This is a genomic window from Lysinibacillus sp. F12, assembly GCF_057773605.1.
In genome coordinates, this window is sequence record NZ_JBYMLP010000001.1 from 798,598 (window position 1) to 817,664 (window position 19,067).

20 protein-coding genes, 1 pseudogene and 1 riboswitch are annotated in these 19,067 nt (G+C 37.4%); of the genes and pseudogenes, 7 read left to right on the forward strand and 14 right to left on the reverse strand.

Annotation, left to right across the window (positions count from 1 at the left end; all coding sequences use genetic code 11):
• The 3 genes from AC3CH7_RS04110 to AC3CH7_RS04120 are packed head-to-tail and all read right to left on the reverse strand — an operon-like array spanning window position 1 to window position 2,942.
• Window positions 1–1,086 carry an FAD-dependent monooxygenase gene (locus tag AC3CH7_RS04110; RefSeq protein ID WP_031419138.1) on the reverse strand — a complete coding sequence of 362 codons (1,086 nt, stop codon included), beginning with the start codon at window positions 1,084–1,086 and terminating at the stop codon, window positions 1–3.
• Window positions 1,083–2,195, reverse strand: coding sequence for a bifunctional diaminohydroxyphosphoribosylaminopyrimidine deaminase/5-amino-6-(5-phosphoribosylamino)uracil reductase RibD (ribD, locus tag AC3CH7_RS04115; RefSeq protein ID WP_031419136.1), 1,113 nt, complete (start codon window positions 2,193–2,195; stop codon window positions 1,083–1,085). The genes AC3CH7_RS04110 and ribD overlap by 4 nt, the downstream gene beginning before the upstream one ends.
• Window positions 2,196–2,210: 15 nt before the next feature.
• Window positions 2,211–2,942 (reverse strand): GTP cyclohydrolase II, encoded by a 732-nt coding sequence (locus AC3CH7_RS04120; RefSeq protein WP_012293444.1) that lies wholly within the window; start codon window positions 2,940–2,942, stop codon window positions 2,211–2,213.
• A 270-nt stretch (window positions 2,943–3,212) separates the two neighbouring features.
• On the opposite strand from AC3CH7_RS04120, the gene AC3CH7_RS04125 reads away from it, so the two are divergent.
• The 4 genes from AC3CH7_RS04125 (at window position 3,213) to AC3CH7_RS04140 (ending at window position 7,000) form a co-directional block, all read left to right on the forward strand.
• Complete coding sequence (locus tag AC3CH7_RS04125) at window positions 3,213–3,848, forward strand: GntR family transcriptional regulator (RefSeq protein WP_031419135.1); 636 nt, start codon at window positions 3,213–3,215, stop codon at window positions 3,846–3,848.
• 158 nt (window positions 3,849–4,006) lie between these two features.
• Window positions 4,007–5,206 carry a quaternary amine ABC transporter ATP-binding protein gene (locus AC3CH7_RS04130; protein ID WP_012293442.1) on the forward strand — a complete coding sequence of 400 codons (1,200 nt, stop codon included), beginning with the start codon at window positions 4,007–4,009 and terminating at the stop codon, window positions 5,204–5,206.
• Window positions 5,199–6,053 carry an ABC transporter permease gene (locus AC3CH7_RS04135; RefSeq protein WP_008174570.1) on the forward strand — a complete coding sequence of 285 codons (855 nt, stop codon included), beginning with the start codon at window positions 5,199–5,201 and terminating at the stop codon, window positions 6,051–6,053. The genes AC3CH7_RS04130 and AC3CH7_RS04135 overlap by 8 nt, the downstream gene beginning before the upstream one ends.
• A 68-nt stretch (window positions 6,054–6,121) precedes the next feature.
• A complete protein-coding gene (locus AC3CH7_RS04140) occupies window positions 6,122–7,000 on the forward strand; it encodes a glycine betaine ABC transporter substrate-binding protein (protein WP_012293441.1) in 879 nt (292 codons plus the stop codon).
• Window positions 7,001–7,055: 55 nt separating this feature from the next.
• Here the strand turns inward: AC3CH7_RS04140 and AC3CH7_RS04145 are convergent, their stop codons facing one another.
• The 3 genes from AC3CH7_RS04145 to AC3CH7_RS04155 all read right to left on the reverse strand — a co-directional run bounded on the left by AC3CH7_RS04145 (window position 7,056) and on the right by AC3CH7_RS04155 (window position 9,113).
• Complete coding sequence (locus AC3CH7_RS04145) at window positions 7,056–7,370, reverse strand: DMT family transporter (RefSeq protein ID WP_012293440.1); 315 nt, start codon at window positions 7,368–7,370, stop codon at window positions 7,056–7,058.
• Window positions 7,370–7,711: a DMT family transporter gene (locus tag AC3CH7_RS04150; RefSeq protein WP_031419133.1), complete on the reverse strand. Its 342-nt coding sequence runs from the start codon at window positions 7,709–7,711 to the stop codon at window positions 7,370–7,372. Before AC3CH7_RS04150 ends, AC3CH7_RS04145 begins: the two co-directional genes overlap by 1 nt.
• Window positions 7,712–7,836: 125 nt before the next feature.
• A riboswitch (guanidine-I (ykkC/yxkD leader) is annotated at window positions 7,837–7,933 on the reverse strand.
• Between the two features lie 31 nt (window positions 7,934–7,964).
• A complete protein-coding gene (locus tag AC3CH7_RS04155) occupies window positions 7,965–9,113 on the reverse strand; it encodes a PstS family phosphate ABC transporter substrate-binding protein (protein WP_198694658.1) in 1,149 nt (382 codons plus the stop codon).
• Window positions 9,114–9,327: 214 nt separating this feature from the next.
• Here AC3CH7_RS04155 and AC3CH7_RS04160 point away from each other — a divergent pair, with 214 nt between their 5' ends.
• Window positions 9,328–9,801 carry a YbaK/EbsC family protein gene (locus AC3CH7_RS04160; protein ID WP_012293435.1) on the forward strand — a complete coding sequence of 158 codons (474 nt, stop codon included), beginning with the start codon at window positions 9,328–9,330 and terminating at the stop codon, window positions 9,799–9,801.
• 74 nt (window positions 9,802–9,875) lie between these two features.
• Here AC3CH7_RS04160 and AC3CH7_RS04165 read toward each other — a convergent pair whose 3' ends face one another.
• Complete coding sequence (locus AC3CH7_RS04165) at window positions 9,876–10,925, reverse strand: DUF418 domain-containing protein (RefSeq protein ID WP_197149341.1); 1,050 nt, start codon at window positions 10,923–10,925, stop codon at window positions 9,876–9,878.
• 183 nt (window positions 10,926–11,108) lie between these two features.
• Between AC3CH7_RS04165 and AC3CH7_RS04170 the strand changes: the two genes are divergently transcribed.
• Window positions 11,109–11,372, forward strand: coding sequence for a Parvovirus coat protein VP1-like protein (locus tag AC3CH7_RS04170; protein ID WP_080695175.1), 264 nt, complete (start codon window positions 11,109–11,111; stop codon window positions 11,370–11,372).
• Between the two features lie 35 nt (window positions 11,373–11,407).
• On the opposite strand, the pseudogene AC3CH7_RS04175 reads toward AC3CH7_RS04170, so the two are convergent.
• Window positions 11,408–12,177, reverse strand: a pseudogene (locus AC3CH7_RS04175) (GNAT family N-acetyltransferase).
• Between the two features lie 135 nt (window positions 12,178–12,312).
• Between AC3CH7_RS04175 and AC3CH7_RS04180 the strand changes: the two are divergent.
• Window positions 12,313–12,819: a GNAT family N-acetyltransferase gene (locus AC3CH7_RS04180; protein ID WP_488381592.1), complete on the forward strand. Its 507-nt coding sequence runs from the start codon at window positions 12,313–12,315 to the stop codon at window positions 12,817–12,819.
• A gap of 224 nt (window positions 12,820–13,043) precedes the next feature.
• Here the strand turns inward: AC3CH7_RS04180 and AC3CH7_RS04185 are convergent, their stop codons facing one another.
• From AC3CH7_RS04185 to AC3CH7_RS04210, 6 genes are all read right to left on the reverse strand, one after another.
• Complete coding sequence (locus tag AC3CH7_RS04185; RefSeq protein WP_227256916.1) at window positions 13,044–13,349, reverse strand: pyridoxamine 5'-phosphate oxidase family protein; 306 nt, start codon at window positions 13,347–13,349, stop codon at window positions 13,044–13,046.
• A gap of 178 nt (window positions 13,350–13,527) precedes the next feature.
• A complete protein-coding gene (locus AC3CH7_RS04190; RefSeq protein ID WP_012293429.1) occupies window positions 13,528–14,391 on the reverse strand; it encodes an AraC family transcriptional regulator in 864 nt (287 codons plus the stop codon).
• A 602-nt stretch (window positions 14,392–14,993) separates the two neighbouring features.
• Window positions 14,994–15,191: a hypothetical protein gene (locus AC3CH7_RS04195; protein WP_031419126.1), complete on the reverse strand. Its 198-nt coding sequence runs from the start codon at window positions 15,189–15,191 to the stop codon at window positions 14,994–14,996.
• Between the two features lie 87 nt (window positions 15,192–15,278).
• Window positions 15,279–16,613, reverse strand: coding sequence for a type I glutamate--ammonia ligase (gene glnA, locus AC3CH7_RS04200; protein ID WP_031419125.1), 1,335 nt, complete (start codon window positions 16,611–16,613; stop codon window positions 15,279–15,281).
• 199 nt (window positions 16,614–16,812) lie between these two features.
• Window positions 16,813–18,159, reverse strand: coding sequence for a sodium-dependent transporter (locus AC3CH7_RS04205; RefSeq protein WP_036161017.1), 1,347 nt, complete (start codon window positions 18,157–18,159; stop codon window positions 16,813–16,815).
• A gap of 184 nt (window positions 18,160–18,343) precedes the next feature.
• On the reverse strand, window positions 18,344–18,931 hold the full coding sequence (locus AC3CH7_RS04210; RefSeq protein WP_031419122.1) for an ECF transporter S component: 588 nt from the start codon (window positions 18,929–18,931) through the stop codon (window positions 18,344–18,346).
• Window positions 18,932–19,067 lie beyond the last annotated feature (136 nt).

Sequence of the window (19,067 nt, forward strand, 5' to 3'; positions counted from 1 at the left end):
TCATGATGCTCTATTTAGAAAATGAGCAGAAAAAGTTTGTTCTCTCTCTATTTGTACTGCTAAAACATCCTCAATAGCTTGCTCTCGCATATGCTGAAAATCTTGAACATTAAAATGAGCTAATGAATCTTTATTTAATAGAGATGCCAAACAATCCGCATCTTTTAGCGCACTGTTCAAGCCAAATGCTCCTGTTGGTGTCATCGTATGAACCGCATCGCCTAAAAGCACAAGACCCTTCGTGCCCCAACAGTTACAATGACAGCTGAAAACATCTAACAGCACAAAATCTTTCCAAGACCGAATGTGCTCCTTTACAGGCTCAGATAATGCAGGGAATTGCATCGTAAGCTGTTGGATAAAAGGTGTAAATGATTGTTTTCGAAGCTGTGGATAGCTCCCTTGTTCAATATTCCATCCAATTTGAATAAAGCCACCAACTTGCGTGAACAATGATAATTGCTTATCTCCAATTAATGCCATTTTAATAGAAGGCTCCCAGCCTGAAGGTGCAGGAATTTTAGCCCATAGCAAGTCAAAGCCATGTTTTTGTTTTTGAACATCAATATGTGCCGCCTTACGAATCGTTGAATAGCGTCCATCAGCACCAATTATTAATTGGCTATCGACCTTTATGGTTGTTCCATCTTTTATGGCGATTACGCCTTTATAATAACCCGACGCGTCCTGGATAAGCTCCGTTACCTTCGTATGTAGCAGACAAGTAAAATGAGAAAATAGCAGCGCTTTTTCTAAAATCCCCTTTAATAAATTAGCTTGAGGAACATGAATTCCTAGATGACCTACTATGTCATTAGGAAAAATGGTTTTAAAGGCCTTACCATCTGCGTAATATTCTAGCTTTTCCATGCGTAATAAGCCAAGCGACTCGACTGCTTCGAAAAGTTGATGACTTTTTAAAACAGCCTCGCCTTCTTCATTTAAATGTTCACCACGAAAAGACTTTCCAAGATCCGCATTTTGTTCTAGTAGGATGACAGATAGCCCTTTTTTGACCAGTAAATAAGATAAAAGTGCACCTGCTGGTCCAGCCCCTACTATACAAACATCCGCTTCATAGTTCAATTTTCTTCACCTTGCTTTGGATAAGCAATAATACATAAATCCTCGCCTATCTTATCAAATGAGGCAAATTCAACCTGCCATGCCTCATTCATTAAGGAGGGATTAGAGCCCGCAAAAGGGGTTAATGATAAATTCCCTCCTAGAACCTTTGGCGCTATATAAATCACATATTTGTCAATGGCACCTTGCTGTAAAAATGAAGCATTCACTTTACTACCACCCTCTAGCAAAATATCTGTAATGCCATGCTCATAAAGTCTTGCAAGCATTTCATCAATATTTAGCCCACGTTCGTCCTTCTCTATCGGTAAAACTGTGAGACCTTTATTTATCAATAAATCGATCTTTTCTTGGCTAACATCATTGCTGCAAACAAGAATTGTTGGGGCTTCTTCTGTATTCAACACATTCGCATCTAGTGGTGTACGTAATAGACTATCCATAATGATACGTGTTGGATTTTTTCCGTAGCCCTCGCTTAATCTTGTTGTTAATGATGGATTGTCAGCGATAACTGTACCAACACCAACTAGAATGCCATCTACCTCATGGCGAATACGGTGGACGTCCTCACGTGCAGCCTTACCTGTTACCCATTTAGAATGACCTGTATGCGTAGCAATTTTCCCATCTACAGTCATCGCAAATTTTGAAATAATAAACGGTCTTTTAGTGAGCATGTTATGGATAAAGCGTTCATTTAAACGACGTGCTTGTTGCTCCAAAACACCTACCTCCACTGTTATACCTGCATCACGCAACAATTGAATGCCACGACCTGCTACAGTAGGATTAGGGTCTTGCATCGCAACCACAACTCGACTAACGCCAGAATCCTTCACTAGATTCGCACAAGGAGGCGTTTTACCAAAATGTGAACAAGGTTCAAGCGTAACGTATAGTGTAGCATTCTGTGCATGTTCTCCAGCCATACGAAAAGCATGAACTTCTGCATGTGGTTCGCCTGCTTTTCTGTGTAAACCAGTGCCTACAATAATGTCATTTTTGACAATTACCGCCCCGACAAGTGGATTAGGGTTTGTATTACCTTTTGCACTAGCTGCTAGGTCTAGAGCTAGTTGCATGTATTTTTCGTCTTTAGTAGTCATGGTCGCCACCTCCACTTATTGTTTTTCTCGTAAATGTCCAGATTTTTCAACCTTCGTTTCCAAATAAAAACGATTCGTTTCCGTTAAGCCACCCCATAAAGGAACATGCCCTTCTGCCGCCAAGCCACGAGCCTGTAAAGCAGCCAATTTTTTAGGATTATTTGTAATAAGTGTCACAGGTTTTGCGCGTAGTGTTGCTAATACCGCAAGTGCTTCTTCATATGAACGAGTATCGTCAGGGAAGCCAAGTGCATGGTTTGCTTCTACTGTATCTAGCCCTTCTTCTTGTAATAAATAAGCGAGTGATTTCGAGAATAATCCAATGCCTCGCCCTTCATGATCGGCTAAATAAAAAATAGCTCCACAGCCGTGCTCTACAATCATTTTCATAGATTCATGCAATTGATAGCCACAATCACAGCGCTGACTGCCAAATATGTCACCAGTGTGACAAATACTATGCATGCGGATTAAAGCATCCTCTGAATGGGTAAAATCACCATATACAAGAACTGATGATTGCTGTAAGAAAGCCAAATTGGCTGTAGCTAAGCTATCAATGATTTCTTCTTTTGATACATTCACATCTACTGTAAGCCAGTTATACCACTGAAAAGTAGCAGAAAAGTCACCTTGTTGAACGGGCAAATTGACAGGACCAACTAGGCAAATATTTTCTGTATTCGTGTGCTTTATAACTGTCATTTTATCTTTCACTATGTCCATAATTTTAGTAGTAATTGTCATATTAATCTCCAACCTTCTATAGGAAACAGTTGGTTAAACCACCAACTGAGCACATGTATTTTCACACCACTTACATAACGTAACTTAGTTTATAATAATAACTGAAAAGTGTCAAACAACGGCTACTATCCTATTATTTTTAATAGTAGATACAAAAATTTTAGCATTACTTTTTCATCATATACTACTAGCTTATGGAGATGCTATTTTTTCTGTGCAGGCTAGTCTATAATAAGCTGTGGTACCTGTAATGACGAAAGGAAGTTTAAAATGAACTTAGAAAAAACTGTTCAACTAAAGCAGCCAAAATATCAACAAATTGCTATCGACCTTGCCTCCAAGATCGTCGAAAGAAAATACCGCATCGGCGATAAAATATATGCTAGATCATCTCTTGCAAGTCAATATAATGTGTCTGCTGAGACTGCTAGAAGAGCAATCGCTGTTTTACAAGACTTAGAAATTGTAGAGGCAACGAAAGGTAGCGGTGTCATCATTAAGTCGTATGAAAAAGCAGCTCATTTTGTCCGACAGTTTCATGACGTTCAATCGATTCATGAAATACAAAGTGAGCTTCTGACAAGTATTCAAAAGCAACAGCATGAATTAATAAATTTACAAGACAAAGCAAAGCAGCTAATTAGTCGTACGGAGCATTTCCGTTCAGTAAATCCATTTATCCCTTATCAATTAGAAATGACTGCGGAAAGTCCATGCATTCATCAAACTGTACAAGCCTTAAATTTTTGGCAAAATACATCAAGTACCATCGTCGGTATTCGTCGTGGTAATGAATTATTACTATCACCTGGCCCTTATGTATCATTCGAAGAAGGCGACATTATTTATTTTGTGGGAAATGACGAAAGCTTCGCTAGAGTACAAGGCTTTTTATATCCCAATTAAAAACCGTTTAAGCGCTGATATCACAGCGTTTAAGCGGTTTTTTTCTTATTGGTCGGTTTGACAAAAGTAACAACCCTTTGTTACAGTAAGGTTGTTACTTGTTTATTTTTGGGTATCACTATCCTCATATAGTAATAATCTACGAAAGGAGTGCTTCTATGGAAAAATTAAAAGTAGAACACGTATCGAAAGTGTTTGGCAAACATATTCCCCAAGCACTAGAACTCGTCAAGCAACAAAAAAGTAAGACTGATATCTTAAAAGAAACAGGTGCAACTGTTGGTGTATACGATGCCAGCTTTACAGTAAACGAGGGAGAAATCTTCGTTATCATGGGATTATCAGGAAGCGGTAAATCTACATTAATACGGCTCTTAAACCGCCTTATTGAACCAACGAGCGGAAATATATATATCGATGGAGAAAATATTTCTAAAATGGGTAAAGAAAGTTTACGGACTGTAAGAAGAAATAAAATGAGTATGGTTTTCCAAAACTTCGGTTTATTCCCCCATCGTACATTACTTCAAAACACCGAATATGGCCTTGAAATCCGAGGCATTTCAAAGGAAGAACGCCAAGCAAAAGCAGAGCAGGCTCTTGAAAATGCTGGATTACTCGCTTACAAAGATCAGTATCCAAGTCAATTATCAGGTGGTATGCAGCAACGTGTTGGATTAGCGCGTGCTCTTGCCAATGATCCTGAAATTTTATTAATGGATGAAGCTTTTTCAGCATTAGATCCATTGATTCGAAAAGAAATGCAAGATGAGCTACTTGATCTACAACAAAAGGTCAAAAAAACAATTTTATTTATCACGCATGATTTGAATGAAGCATTACGCATTGGGGATCGCATCGCTATTATGAAGGATGGCTCTATCATTCAGATTGGTACGGGCGAAGAAATATTAACCAACCCAGCAAATGATTATGTCAAAACATTCGTGGAAGATGTGGACCGTTCTAAAGTATTGACGGCTGAAAATGTCATGGTGCGACCAGTGTATGTCAACGTAGATTTAGATGGCCCTAAAGTAGCGCTAAAACGCATGCGACAAGAAGCGGTTAGTTTACTAATGGCGGTCGACAAAAACCGACATTTACAAGGCTTTATTACAGCAGACGACGCATTAGCTTCAGCAAAGAAGCAAGAGCAAACCGTTCACTCCATTGTGCAATCAGAAGTGTTAACAGTTCCACCAGATATGCTATTACAGGATATATTAGGGATGATTTATAATTCACCTACTCCTATTGCCGTTGTAAAAGATGGTCGCTTGCTTGGTGTGCTGATTAGAGGCGTTGTCATCCAAGCACTTTCAACGAGTGATGAGGAGGCGGATGTACATGAATAATTTTTTAGATAATATTCCAACAATACCACTAGCTCCATGGGTAGAATCAGCTATGGACTGGTTGACGAGTAATTTTTCAGCGTTCTTTAACTCGATTCAGCAATTTGGAAAACTACTCATGAATCAGGTCACTGATTTGTTAAATAGTATCCCAGCCATTATTTTAATATTACTTGTCGTTGTTTTTGCCTTTTATGCAACTGGTAAAAAATTCGGACTTGCCTCATTTTCATTAATAGGCTTGTTGTTTATCTATAATCAAGGTCTTTGGACAAATCTGATGGAAACAACCACGCTCGTTATCTTTTCAAGTATTATTTCCATCATCATTGGTATTCCACTTGGGATTCTAATGTCGAAGTCTACAATCGCTGAAAGTATTATTAAACCAATACTCGATTTCATGCAAACAATGCCTGGCTTTGTCTACCTCATCCCAGCCGTTGCCTTTTTCGGCATCGGAATTGTACCTGGTGTCTTCGCATCAGTTATCTTTGCTTTACCTCCAACGGTACGTATGACAAACCTTGGTATTCGTCAGGTACCTAAAGAATTAGTGGAAGCCGCAGACTCTTACGGTAGTACAGCTAGTCAAAAACTATTTAAAGTAGAAATCCCACTTGCTAAATCAACGATTATGGCAGGTATTAACCAAACTGTCATGCTGTCCCTTTCTATGGTAGTCATCGCCTCGATGATTGGTGCTCCAGGTTTAGGACGTGAGGTCTTAACAGCCCTTCAACGTACACAGGTTGGGAATGGTTTCGTTGCAGGTTTAGGTTTAGTTATTTTTGCCATTATTATTGACCGTTTAACACAAAGCTTTAATAAAAAGAAAGCCTTATAAAATTAGTTTATTTTCTTGCCAAGAAGGCAGTTTAATAGATATAAATGATGGACAGAAAGGGAGATTAGATGAAACTGAAAACATTATCGAAATTAGGAATGGCCTTAGGTTTAGGCTTCATGCTCGCTGCATGTAGCGGAGAAGACTCTGGTTCTGGAAAAAATAGTGATTCTAAGGAGGTAAACTTAGCCTATGTAGAGTGGGATACTGAAATCGCCTCCACAAATGTAGTGGGGCAAGTCCTTGAAGATTTAGGCTATGATGTGACATTAACTCCTTTGGATAATGCCATTATGTGGGAAGCAGTTTCTAAAGGCGAGGCAGACGGCATGGTCGCTGCATGGTTACCACATACACATGAATCACAGTATGAAAAATATAAAGATAAATTAGATGAGCTTGGCGAAAACCTTGCTGGCGCCAAAATCGGCTTAGTTGTACCAAGCTATATGAAAGCAAACTCTATTGAAGATTTAACAGATGAAGCTGATCGAACAATTACTGGTATTGAGCCTGGAGCTGGTATAACAGCAGCAACAGAAAAAGCATTAAATGAATATGATAATTTAGCAGATTGGAATTTTGTTACTTCTTCGTCTGGTGCAATGACTACTTCTTTAGCTAAGGCTTTGAAAGATAAGGAAGAAATTATTGTTACGGGTTGGTCACCACACTGGAAATTTGCTAAATATGATCTTAAATATTTAGAAGATCCAAAAGGTGTTTACGGTGGCGAAGAAACAATCAATACTTTTGTTCGTAAAGGGTTAAAAGAGGATTTACCAGAAGTGTATTCAGTGTTAGACAACTTTCACTGGACAGCTGAAGATTTAGAAAGCGTTATGCTAGAGGTTATGGATGGTAAAGATCCAAAAGACGCTGCTAAGGAATGGATTGAAGCAAATCCAGAAAAAGTAGCTGAATGGACAAAAGATGTAAAAAAATAATGTAAACAAATGCACTTCCTTTGTTTCAACGGGAAGTGCATTTGTTATGCTTCTTTTATGACAAAATTTTCAACATGACGGCTGCTCCTAAAACAAGCACTATACAAACAATTCTTCTCCAATCCTTTGATTCATTAAAGAAGAACATTCCTAGCAAGGCTCCTCCAGCCGCACCAATTCCTGTCCAAATTGCATAAGCAGTACCCATCGGTAAGGTTTCCATAGCATACGCAAGTCCTGCAAAGCTTAATGTAAATGCAAATATTAATAATCCTAAGTTTTTTTTATTCTTTTCGTTATTATATTTACTAATCATATAGACACCCATCATCTCACATAAGCCTGCCATTATTAATGCCATCCATGCCATTATTCAGTCACCTCTTTTTCCTTCGGCTCTCCTGTCACAAGCTTTAAGCCTACAACCCCTGCCAATAAAACAACAATACATAGTATTTTTGCTAGCTTCCACGGCTCTCCAAACAGTAAACTATCCGCGCATACTGTGCCGGCTGTCCCCAAACCTACAAAAATCGCATATACCGTACCAACTGGTAAGTGCTCTCCCGCTTTAATTAGTAAATAAAAACTAACATAGATTGCAATTACAGTGCCTATCCATTCCCACACACCCGAAGCATGCTTTAAACCAATGACCCAGCCTACTTCAAAGCAAGCAGCGATAATGACACTTACCCAATGCTTATTCATAAAAAATCCCTCCATCTTATCAGACACGACGAATCACTTGTTGATGACTATCCTTCCTCAGCTTTCGCCAAAACACCTGATTTTAGCCAAACAAAAAAGCCCAGAAGAAACTGTCCTTCAACAGTATCTCCCAGGCTTTTATCCTTCCGTGTCACAAAATCAATTTGTGGTTTTCTCTCGGACCAGACTAGCATCTGCTACGGAACCCTAGAAAACTTTACAATATTTTATTAACCTTAGTATAGCAAACTATTTAATACTTTTCCACTGGAACATAACCGACTTTGGCTACTAATGCTTGACCTTCATCGGTAAGTATCCAATCGATTAGCTTTTGAACATTTTCATTCTCCCCCCCAGCAGTGACCGCATAAAACTCAGAGACTAAAGGATAGGTCCCATTTCGAATGTTCTCTTTAGTTGGGGCTATACCATCAATGGATAGTAATTTGATTTTTTTATTACGAACCATCTCTGTCGAATAGTATCTAAACGTAAAGCCCATCGCATTTTTATAATTTCGATATTGAGATACTTCATGGATAATTCCACCCATTCCTGAGGCAATATTTTCAGAGGGTGCCTCCATAATTGGCTTATTATCCATTAAATTTTCTAATGCTGTTTGGCTTCCGCTATCCGCTGGACGTTGGAAAGCACGGATGGCTTCATCCTCACCGCCAACATCACGCCAGTTGGTAATTTCACCAGCATATATTTTCTTCACCTGATCCAATGTTACATTATCCACATTGTTTTTATGATGGACGAAAAAAACAAATGCCTCTCGCCCAATCGGTGTCATATTAAACGTAAGTCCTTCTTTTTCTGCTTGCCATTCTTGCTTAATAGATGGTGCTGCCACAAAAATTAAATCCACATTTCCCGCTATTAAATTTTGATAGGCTTCTGGTGTACGGTTAACTTGGACCCTACTCTTATATGGCAGATAGTCTCCCTTAGGATAAGTAGCCTCAACAAAGGCTGCATATAAAGGATACATAGCTGTGGCTCCATCTAATCGTGGTAATGACCCTGTCAATTGTAATGAGACTTTTTCGTCAGGCTTTACCACTTGATTGTCCTGCGTAAATGGTTGATAAGCAGATATATCAATTTCTGCATCAACAGTAGGAATACTCAGCTTATAATAATGTTGAATAGGAGGAATTAAAGCAAATATTATTGTCACACCCAATGCACCCATTACCCATCTCTTTTTCTTTTTTGTATTCATCCAATTAAATATTCCACAAACAAACAATACAAATACACAAACTGGAACCGTATAAACTAGTTGCAGAAAGTGCATATGACCACTCAATATGACAATAAGTACTACCATTAATGTCACTACTGATAAACCAATCATAACGCTCACAATTTGTAAGAATTTAATCAAGCCGCAACCCTCCAGTGTAATTTTACACTTTCAAATTAATCGTACTAAATAAAGCAGATATTCGCAACATTATATTCTGAAAATTATGTTAAAATTAAATTTATCTTGATTCGACATCTGCTTGAAACAAGATAGAGCTTTTGGTGGTTATCCTACAATTTAGTAGGGGAAAATTCGCCAAGGCACAACTGGACGGATTAGGAGGTTTGTACATATGGCAATAGAAAAAGCACGGAATCATTTAGCCCAATGGCATGTGGAACACAAAATACAAGAATTAGAAGAGAGCTCTGCCACCGTTGAATTAGCAGCACTGGCACTTGGCTGTGAGCCTGCCCGCATAGCAAAATCTTTATCCTTTCTTGTCAATGATAGCGCTATACTAATTGTGGCAGCCGGAGATGCAAAAATCGATAATGCCAAATATAAAGCAGTTTTTGGAACAAAGGCAAAGATGCTAGGTAAAGATAATGTCGAAGCTATGATAGGTCACGATGTCGGTGGAGTTTGTCCCTTTGGCGTTAATGAAGGAGTTGTTATTTATTTAGATGAATCCCTTAAACGGTTTACAACGGTATTTCCTGCATGTGGTAGTAGCAATTCTGCGATAGAGGTCACGATTTCCGAGCTAGAAACCTATACACCGTATGAAGAATGGATTGATGTCTGTAAGGGCTGGAAGGATTAGACAAATAAAAATCGGTAAGACTTTTCAACAGTCTCACCGATTTTTGTTATTTCCCTTATTAATTTATAGAGCTTTTACGATGTCTTTGTCGAAATCTTTTTACCATATGTCATATAGCGCCATACTTTTTCAAATGGTCCAATTGAAAAGAATTTGAACCAAATCATACTAAAGATAATTTGGATGGCAAAAATAATACATGCGATTACTACAATATCTGATGGTGAAACGACTTCTAAGCCCATTAGTGAGATAATTGCCGTGCCAATAAAGCTTTGGGCTAAATAGTTGGTAAATGCCATTTGTCCCACTCGTCCAATCGGCTGAAGCATTTTCACAATAGGACGATTTTCCAAAATTATAAATAAACAAGCTAAATAAAAATATGTTGTCGGAACTACTCCTAAACCAATAATAGATTGTAGCTGTTGGTCATCTGCTTGTGATGCAAACCATATCCACAATGAAAAACCAATAAAGAATGGGCCTGTAACAAAAAGCAGCCATTTTATTTTTTGAATATGTGCCCCAATATGACCAATCCAACCAGCTTTTGCTACTAAAAATCCGCTTAAAAACATGATGAATATAGCGATAGCATCATTGCCTAAAAGTCCTGAAATAGTGGACATTACAGCATGAGTCGGCATATACATTTGACCTAATATAGCAAGAATATGAAGTGTGATGATTGTAAAAAGCCATTTACAAATTGTTGAAATTTTCGCAGAGTAAAATGGTAGCAATAAAAATCCAATGACTGCATAAATGGCTAAAATCGAACCCCAAAACAAGAAAATATGAATGATACCGATTATCAATAATGCAAATAAACGTCTTGCAAAGCGCCATTTTGGTTTATCCCCACGTGCTTCTGCCCGGGAAGCAAAAATATAAAAGCCAACACCGAATAGGAAGGAAAAGATTGAAAAGAATTTCTTTTCAATAAAAATATCAATAAGTGAATCGATCACTCCATTGATGCCACTATAATCAGGTATAGGTCCGCCTTCTATAATGACCTGATAGGCGCCTACATTAATAAATAAAATGCCAAATAAAGCTAATCCTCGAATAATATCCAAGGAAAGAATTCGTTCTTTTTTTGTAACGGATGGATTCATGTTCAACTAACTCCTTATCTTTTATGCTATAGCTAGCATAACTCTTCATCCTTACAGCTATTTTTTTTAAAGCTTACAGGAACCTTACAAATCAAAAGATTAACTTAATAGTTTTTTATCCGATTCTCTCGAAAAAAATAACATACTTTATAGTAAGAACATAGCAGAAGAGAGGTTTCTCCCATGAAAAGAAATCGTAAATTTGGTTTTTGTTATCCTGGCTATCGATACTGCGGACCTGGTTGCTCGGGACCAGGTGAGCCCACGAATGCGGTGGATAGCTGCTGTAAACTACATGATGAATGTTATGATCGTTACGGTAGCATAAGATATTGTGATGAACTGTTTCAGCAATGCCTCAGACCTCACATGCATACACCTAATAAGATGGCGAGAGATGCTAGACTATTTTATCAAGTATTCGAACTACGCAATCGTTTCTTTTAACAACAAAGCTCACGGTGTTTTGAAAACAACGTGGGCTATTTTTTTGTATAAATCGCATATTTTAGTGGATCGGTAAAGCCCAGCTTCGTACCTAAGTAAATGGATGCTTTATTTGTAACATCACAATCCCAACAAGGCTTTAGCTCGTTGGCCAAACAATGATTGATAAATGTTGTCGCCATCAAACTAGCCAATCCCTGACCTCTAAAATTCGAATCTGTCATAATATCAATTTCCGCATATTCGTTTGATGTAAAAATAGAGACAGCTTCACTAATGATTTGCTCTTTATGTAGTAAACAAAAACCAAATCCATTTGTCAGGAAATTAGCTGTAGAATCCCAATATTCATCATAGTAAGCATGGGTGAACTCCATCGCTTTTTTATATGATGTCGAGTAATTGACATCACCTCAAAATTCGATACTTTTTGCTCATCTCTACCATCATACAAGCTTTTATTAAATGTAAATGTATAGCGTTCTAGTTTTCTTAGCTGTCCTTTTAGCAGTTGTTCAATTTTAGTATTCCATTGCTCTGAATATGAAAATAAGGTAAAACGCTCCCCTTGCTTTATAGATTGCTCGAGACAGGCGGAAAGCTGACAATCAATTTCACTAGTAGTTGAATTACCATATACAAAATAAATTCCTGATTTTGTATGTATTAATAGCGTTTGAAATAAAGTTGTATCTGTATAAACTGTTCCTTCTATTAATTGATCGAGAACACTATAAACAAATGTTGGAGCCCTTTTAATATTTCGTTTAATGCTCGGATAATGATTAACTGTAACTTTTATCACGATGTTTCCCCCTTTTTATTGGCATTATGTACCTTATCTTCTATAATAAAATATAGATTTATTTGAAGGGACTGAATTATGCACAGATAGCAATATTTTTCATCCAACATCATTAAAATCTTGGAGGTAAAAGTATTGATTGAATGTATGAACACGGAAAGATTATTATTACGAAAAGTAGCTAATGCTGACGCTAAAAGTTTATGGTCGATTTGGTCAGATCCTTCTGTGACGAAATTTATGAATATCTCAAGCTTTACACACGAAGAACAGGCGCTAGACATGATTGAATTACTAAATCAATTAGCTAATGAACATCGTGCCATTCGCTATTCCATCATTGAATTGACAAGTAATCATATCATTGGCTCCTGTGGATTTAATAACGTGGATTACGATAATGCTACCGCAGAAATTGGCTATGACTTGGCGAAGACTCATTGGGGCAAAGGCTACGCCACAGAAGGTATCATCGCTTTAATCCATGTAGCTTTTACACATTTGGACATGTCGACAATTATAGCAAAGGTCGATGCGGCGAATATCAATTCCATCAGAGTCTTACAGAAATTGAATTTTATTTTGCAGGGCTACGATAGCACTGAAAAAAATTTACAAGTATATGTACTATGTAAAAAGTAATATAAAAAGCTAAGAATGGTTATCTAATCATTCTTAGCTTTTTGCTTAGTGATACATGCCGTGATTAATTTTCCCCGTTAACTTTTCTATTTGTACTTTGAATAATTCTATTTTAGGCATAATTGGATACCCTCTTTTTCAAATATCCATTCAGGATTACCATACTTCTCTAAAAGCGCATCAAAGAACCATTCCTTCTTTGACTCCTCTTCCATTCTTACAACTTATCCAAATAGCACTACACTTTGGTAGACAAGTGCAGATTGGTAAGAATATTTTTTCCCTGGGTGTAAATCGCCCATTTCACTTACTTCTATACTGATTTTAGGGTTTTGTTTAATATTGGACCAAAAATGGCTTTCTAGAATATTACCAATATGCAAATAAAGTTTTCCTTCATACACATAAACAAATAGAATTACATAAGGATATCCTTCCTCATCAACTGTCGCAACATACGCGACTTTCCCCATCTTCCAAAATTGCCGTGCTTCATTTTTAGAAATTTCTACACGTTTGTTTTGAATCATATCTCTTATCGTTAACCCCCTCATCAAAATATAGTACGATAAAAATAAAAACGTTAATCTCAAAACATATATTTCATTTACATCTTTATGGTATCTAAAAAAAGAATAGTTTTCCTTTCGCGCATAAGTAAAGCCAAGAATGCACTCGTTTAGCATTCTTGGCTTTATTACTTTAACGCTATTTAATTGGAATCCAAATTTCTGAGTATGAATCGGGGCTATACGCATCCTCTTCTGGGTACACTTCAAGCTCAGCCGTTCCTGCTGGCTCATATGGATTGGAGGGGAACCACTCTGAATATATTTGTTTCCACGTATTTTGCATAGCATCTGGCATTGGCCCGTGCACCTCAAACACAACCCACTTTGATGCAGGTACTTCCATCGTTAATAGATCCTCTCCCACATCACCTACATGATTTGTAGCAATCCAGTAATCAATGAAGCCCTGTTGTCCTTGGTTTGTATTTGGTACACAAACACCTAATACTCCATTGATGTTGCCATTATTTAATTGATATAGCTGATGATCGAAGCCACTCTCATTGATTTCCTGCCAAAACAATGGAATTTCCCGAGTGTTTTCTCCGTCTTGGCAATTGTACGTTCTTTTCACCCCAACAACTTGAAACTTATCTTTTTCTACGATTTTATACTTCATTGGTTCTGCTCCCTTCAAGCTTACCTGAATCACCAGGCGATTGTATGATTTTAGTGGTCCTTGCCTCTTTCTCGCTTCACTCGGCGTTACATAATGCTGTTTACGAAACGCTTTTGTAAAAGCTTCAGGAGTTTCATAGCCATACTTGTAGGCGAGATCGATTATTTTTTGATCTGTATCCATTAATTCCTGAGCCGCTAATGTTAATCTCCTCCGTCGTAGATAATCCGCAATGGACATATCCGTTAAAATCGCAAACGTTCGCTGAAAATGGAAGACAGATGAATTAACCTCCTGTGCAATCTGTTCAATCGTTATGTTTTCTAATAAATGATCTTCCATAAAATTAATGGCTTTTTGAATCGACTCAATCCAACTCATTGCTCTCACTCCCTGATACCATCTTAAAATAGTTAATGCTTTCCAGCCTGTCTTTTTATGCTAACTTTGGACAGGTATGTGTAGAAGCAGTTTTTCATCACTAACACTCCTTCTATTTTCGTTACTTTACATACGATTTTCGCTCTTTCTCCACTAAAATCCATTGTACTAACTATCGAAAAACAACCATTATATTTATAATAACGGACAAGGCCTTTATTGTCCTTAAATCAAGGAGTGTCATCATCGTATCTTACCAAATGAGGAAGAAAAGACTTAGGCTATGCCTTCAGATGAAAAGGGGGCAATGGGAAATTTCCAAGCATGTTGTAATCATGAAGTATACGAAGAATTAGGCTACAGGTAGTATCGATGATAAATCTAATGCAGCTGTAGAAGTCTGTTACTTTGAAGCCATCATAATTGGCGGACAAATGACCCTTCTTAATCTTGAATAAATTAATGTATGATATTGCATGGAAATCTAAAGATGAGGTCGCACTACTACTATTAACATTCCTAAAAGATCGACCATTTCTCTTATGTTTATGTCAATAAAAAAAGTCACGCCTCTCGACATGACCGATTTTTTTCATATAAAATTATTGGCTGTTCTCTTCTTGATGCTGATAAATAATTAAGGCAGAATGGATGACCGTCTGTTCGCCGATATAGAGGGTATTGTACTTGATATCAAGTATGAAAAAGTAACTCAAATCTAATAAAGCCCGATTAATATCATGTTCAAATTGCACAATATCGTTGTTTTGGATTGTCACAACTTGAGTCGTTTGTGTCATTGCCCACACCCCTTTTCTTTCATGATAGTTCAAAAGGGTATCAAAGTCAGTAAAAAAATATTGGAGCAAAATAAGCTCCAATATTTTTTAGTACATCGTTAAATATTCCTCACGCTCCCAGTTATGGACCCGTGTACGGTATTTATCCCATTCTATTTCTTTGGCTCTATTAAACTTTTCATAAATATGATCACCTAGAGCTTCTCGTACAACTGCATCCATTTCTAATTCAATTAATGCGTGTTCCAATGAAGATGGTAGACTATCAATACCATTTAATTCACGCTCTGGACCTGTCATTTTATAAATATTTCGATCTACCGCTGCTGGAGGCGTTAAATCTTTCCGTATGCCGTCAAGTCCAGATGCTAAGATTACAGCCATTGCTAAATAAGGATTTGCTGCAGGATCAACTGAACGTAACTCAATACGTGTTGATAATCCTCGAGCTGCTGGAATACGAATAAGTGGCGAACGGTTTTGAGCAGACCATGCAACATAGCATGGGGCCTCATAGCCTGGAACTAATCGTTTATAAGAATTAACCAGTGGATTCGTGATAGCAGTAAAGCCATGTACATGCTGGATAATACCTGCCATAAAGCTACGAGCTGTTGCGCTTAATTGAAGTTCTGCGTGTTCGTCATAGAAGGCATTTTTATCCCCTTCAAATAACGATAGGTTAAAATGCATGCCAGAGCCGTTAACTCCAAATAGTGGCTTAGGCATAAATGTTGCATGTAGCCCATGCTGTGCAGCAATCGTTTTTACGACTAATTTAAATGTTTGAATATTATCGCATGCTTCGATGGCGCTAGCATATTTAAAGTCAATTTCATGCTGTCCAGGTGCAACTTCATGGTGAGAAGCTTCAATTTCAAAGCCCATCCCCTCCAGTTCTAAAACAATATCACGGCGACAATTCTCCCCTAAATCTGTCGGAGCTAAGTCAAAATATCCTCCGCTGTCATTTAGTTCAAGTGTCGGATGCCCTTTTTCATCCAGCTTGAAAAGGAAAAATTCTGGCTCTGGTCCCAAGTTAAAGGAAGTGAAGCCTAACTCCTCCATTTCCTTTAAAACGCGCTTCAAATTAGATCGTGGATCCCCTTCAAAAGGTGTTCCATCTGGTCTTGCAATATCGCAAATAAAGCGTGCCACCTTACCTTTTTCAGCTGTCCAAGGAAAAATTACAAATGTATTAAAGTCTGGTCTTAAATACATATCTGATTCCTCTATACGTACAAAACCTTCAATCGAAGAACCATCAAACATGACTTTATTGTCTAATGCCTTTTCTAATTGGCTCACAGGTATCTCTACATTTTTAATCGTACCTAATATATCAGTAAATTGTAGGCGAATAAACTTCACATTTTCTTCCTTCACTCGGCGTATAATACCTTCTTTTGTATAATGTTTCATTTTCCACCACTCCAATGTAAATTTAATTAACACAACTTTTTTATGACTGTTTTAAAAATACATTATTTTTTAAAATTTAGCAACATTCATGTAAGGTTTTATAACATCGTTTTTTTAGAATATATTCATCTTGATTTTCGATACATAAAAAAGGTATACCCATTAACTAAATGGATACACCTAATTTATATTTTATTTTTTAATATTGTAAAAGCATATTAACGAACACTACCAGAATGACAACAGGTACTATAATCAACATTAACAACCTGTAGGCTGAATAATATCCCTGTCCCATATGACTTCCCATTAACAGTTCTCTTCTTACAAATTCCTTATCCACTACATAGGCAATAAAAATAGCAATAAACAAGTTCCCCAATGGTAGCATTAAGTTTGATACTAAAAAGTCAGTTGCATCAAATATGTTCTTTCCAAAAACCGATACATCAGCTAACAAGCTAGAGGAAAGGGATGCTGGAATGGCTGCGAGAAATACGACTACACCAAGACACGAAGTCCATACAAGACGTGTTTTTTGACTATTTTCCATCAATGCCGCTACAATAATCTCGTATAAACTAAACGAAGACGTTAATGTGGCAAATAAGAACAATAATAAAAACATCGCTAAAAATACTTCCCCAAACGGCATCTGGCTAAATGCTGTTGGTAGCACCATAAATAATAAGCCCGGCCCTGCTGCCGGCTCTAAATCAAAAGCAAAAACAACCGGGAAAATGGCTAGTCCGGCTAAAAATGAAACCAGTACCGTCAGCATAACTACGGAGCCTGCCGAATTCGGAAGACTTACATCTTTTTTGAGGTAGGAACTGTATGTAACAAGACAAGAAAATCCTACTGCTAATCCAAAAAATGATTGCCCCAAAGCTTCTAATATAGATTTCCCTGTAATATTCGAGAAATCAGGCCATAAAAAGAATTTTATCCCTTCCATGGCGCCATCTAATGTGACAGCACGTATCACAAGGACAATGAACATAATAAAGAGCAATGGCATCATCCATTTATTTGCCTTTTCAATACCATTTTGGACTCCTAAAGAAATAACAAGTACATTTGCTAATGTAAACAAAGCTAAACCTACAAGCGTAATCCAAGGTGTACCAATTATTTTTCCAAATAGCTCTGCAGGATCAATAGCTGGGTCAATGACAGCACCTGTTAATCCTAGCCCACTATAAATAAAAATCCAGCCCCCGACAACGCTATAAAATGTTAGTAATAAAAAACATCCGAGAACACCCATTCGGCCAATCCATGCCCACCCCTGCTTTGTAGGAGCAATTTTTTTATAGGCAGTGATTGCCTCAGACTGCGTACCTCGCCCTAATATATATTCAGATAATAGCATCGGGAGCCCAATTAATAATGTAAATAGCACAAATATTAAGAAAAACGCGCCTCCACCACTTTGCCCAGTTACATACGGGAGCTTCCAAATCGCTCCTAGTCCAATTGCAGCACCCGCTGATGCTAAAATAAATCCTAACTTACTAGACCACTGTCCTTTTTTTCCACTCATCTCTTCAAACTCCTCAAACATTCTAAACTCATCTCTAATTCTACATGAAAATAGAGTTCTCGACTAGGTATTACTAAAAAAGAACTAGTGATATCTCGACAACCTATTACCTTTTTCTATTTTCCTTCCACCATTTCATCTCATAAAAAAAACCTCGAGTTCTTCACTCGAGGTTTAGTACAATTTATTTTGTTATATACATAGAACGCTGGCGGTCAATCCATTTACGCATTGTTGTAAATAATAACGCCATAATACCCGTTAATAAAATTCCTTTGACAATATTAAATGGTAAAATACCAGCGACAATCATTTTATATAATGAATCACCTACAACAGGCTCCATACCTAAAAAGTAAGTGTACATTGGTAAAAATACAGCATAGTTTAAAATACTCATTCCTACTGCCATCACAACTGTTCCCGTTGCTAAACCTCCAACAAGACCAGCAATTGTTTTAAAGCGATTAAAAATAAAGCTTACTGGCAATATAAATAAAATACCTGTTACAAAATTAGCCATATGCCCTACGGGAACGCCTGTTGGAGTGCCTGAGAAAATCCAATCCAACACATTTTTAAACAACTCTACTAAAATACCAGCTACAGGTCCCATCGTGATTGCCGCAAGTAAGGCAGGCATATCACTGAAATCCACTTCTAAAAATGCTGGGAATGGTGGAATTGGGAAATTAAAAAGCATTAATAAAAACGAAATACTGCTCAGCATGCCAATCGTAATAAACGATTGAAGTTTGACATTTTTCTTCATAGAAAGCTCTCTCCTCTTTGCTGATTCAATCTCGCAAGAAGAAAGGTGACGATCTTTCAATTGTTTCATGAAAAAACCCTTATGCGTTTAATAAAGCATAAGGGAGAAAGGCATAACGAATAAACGTCCTCATCAA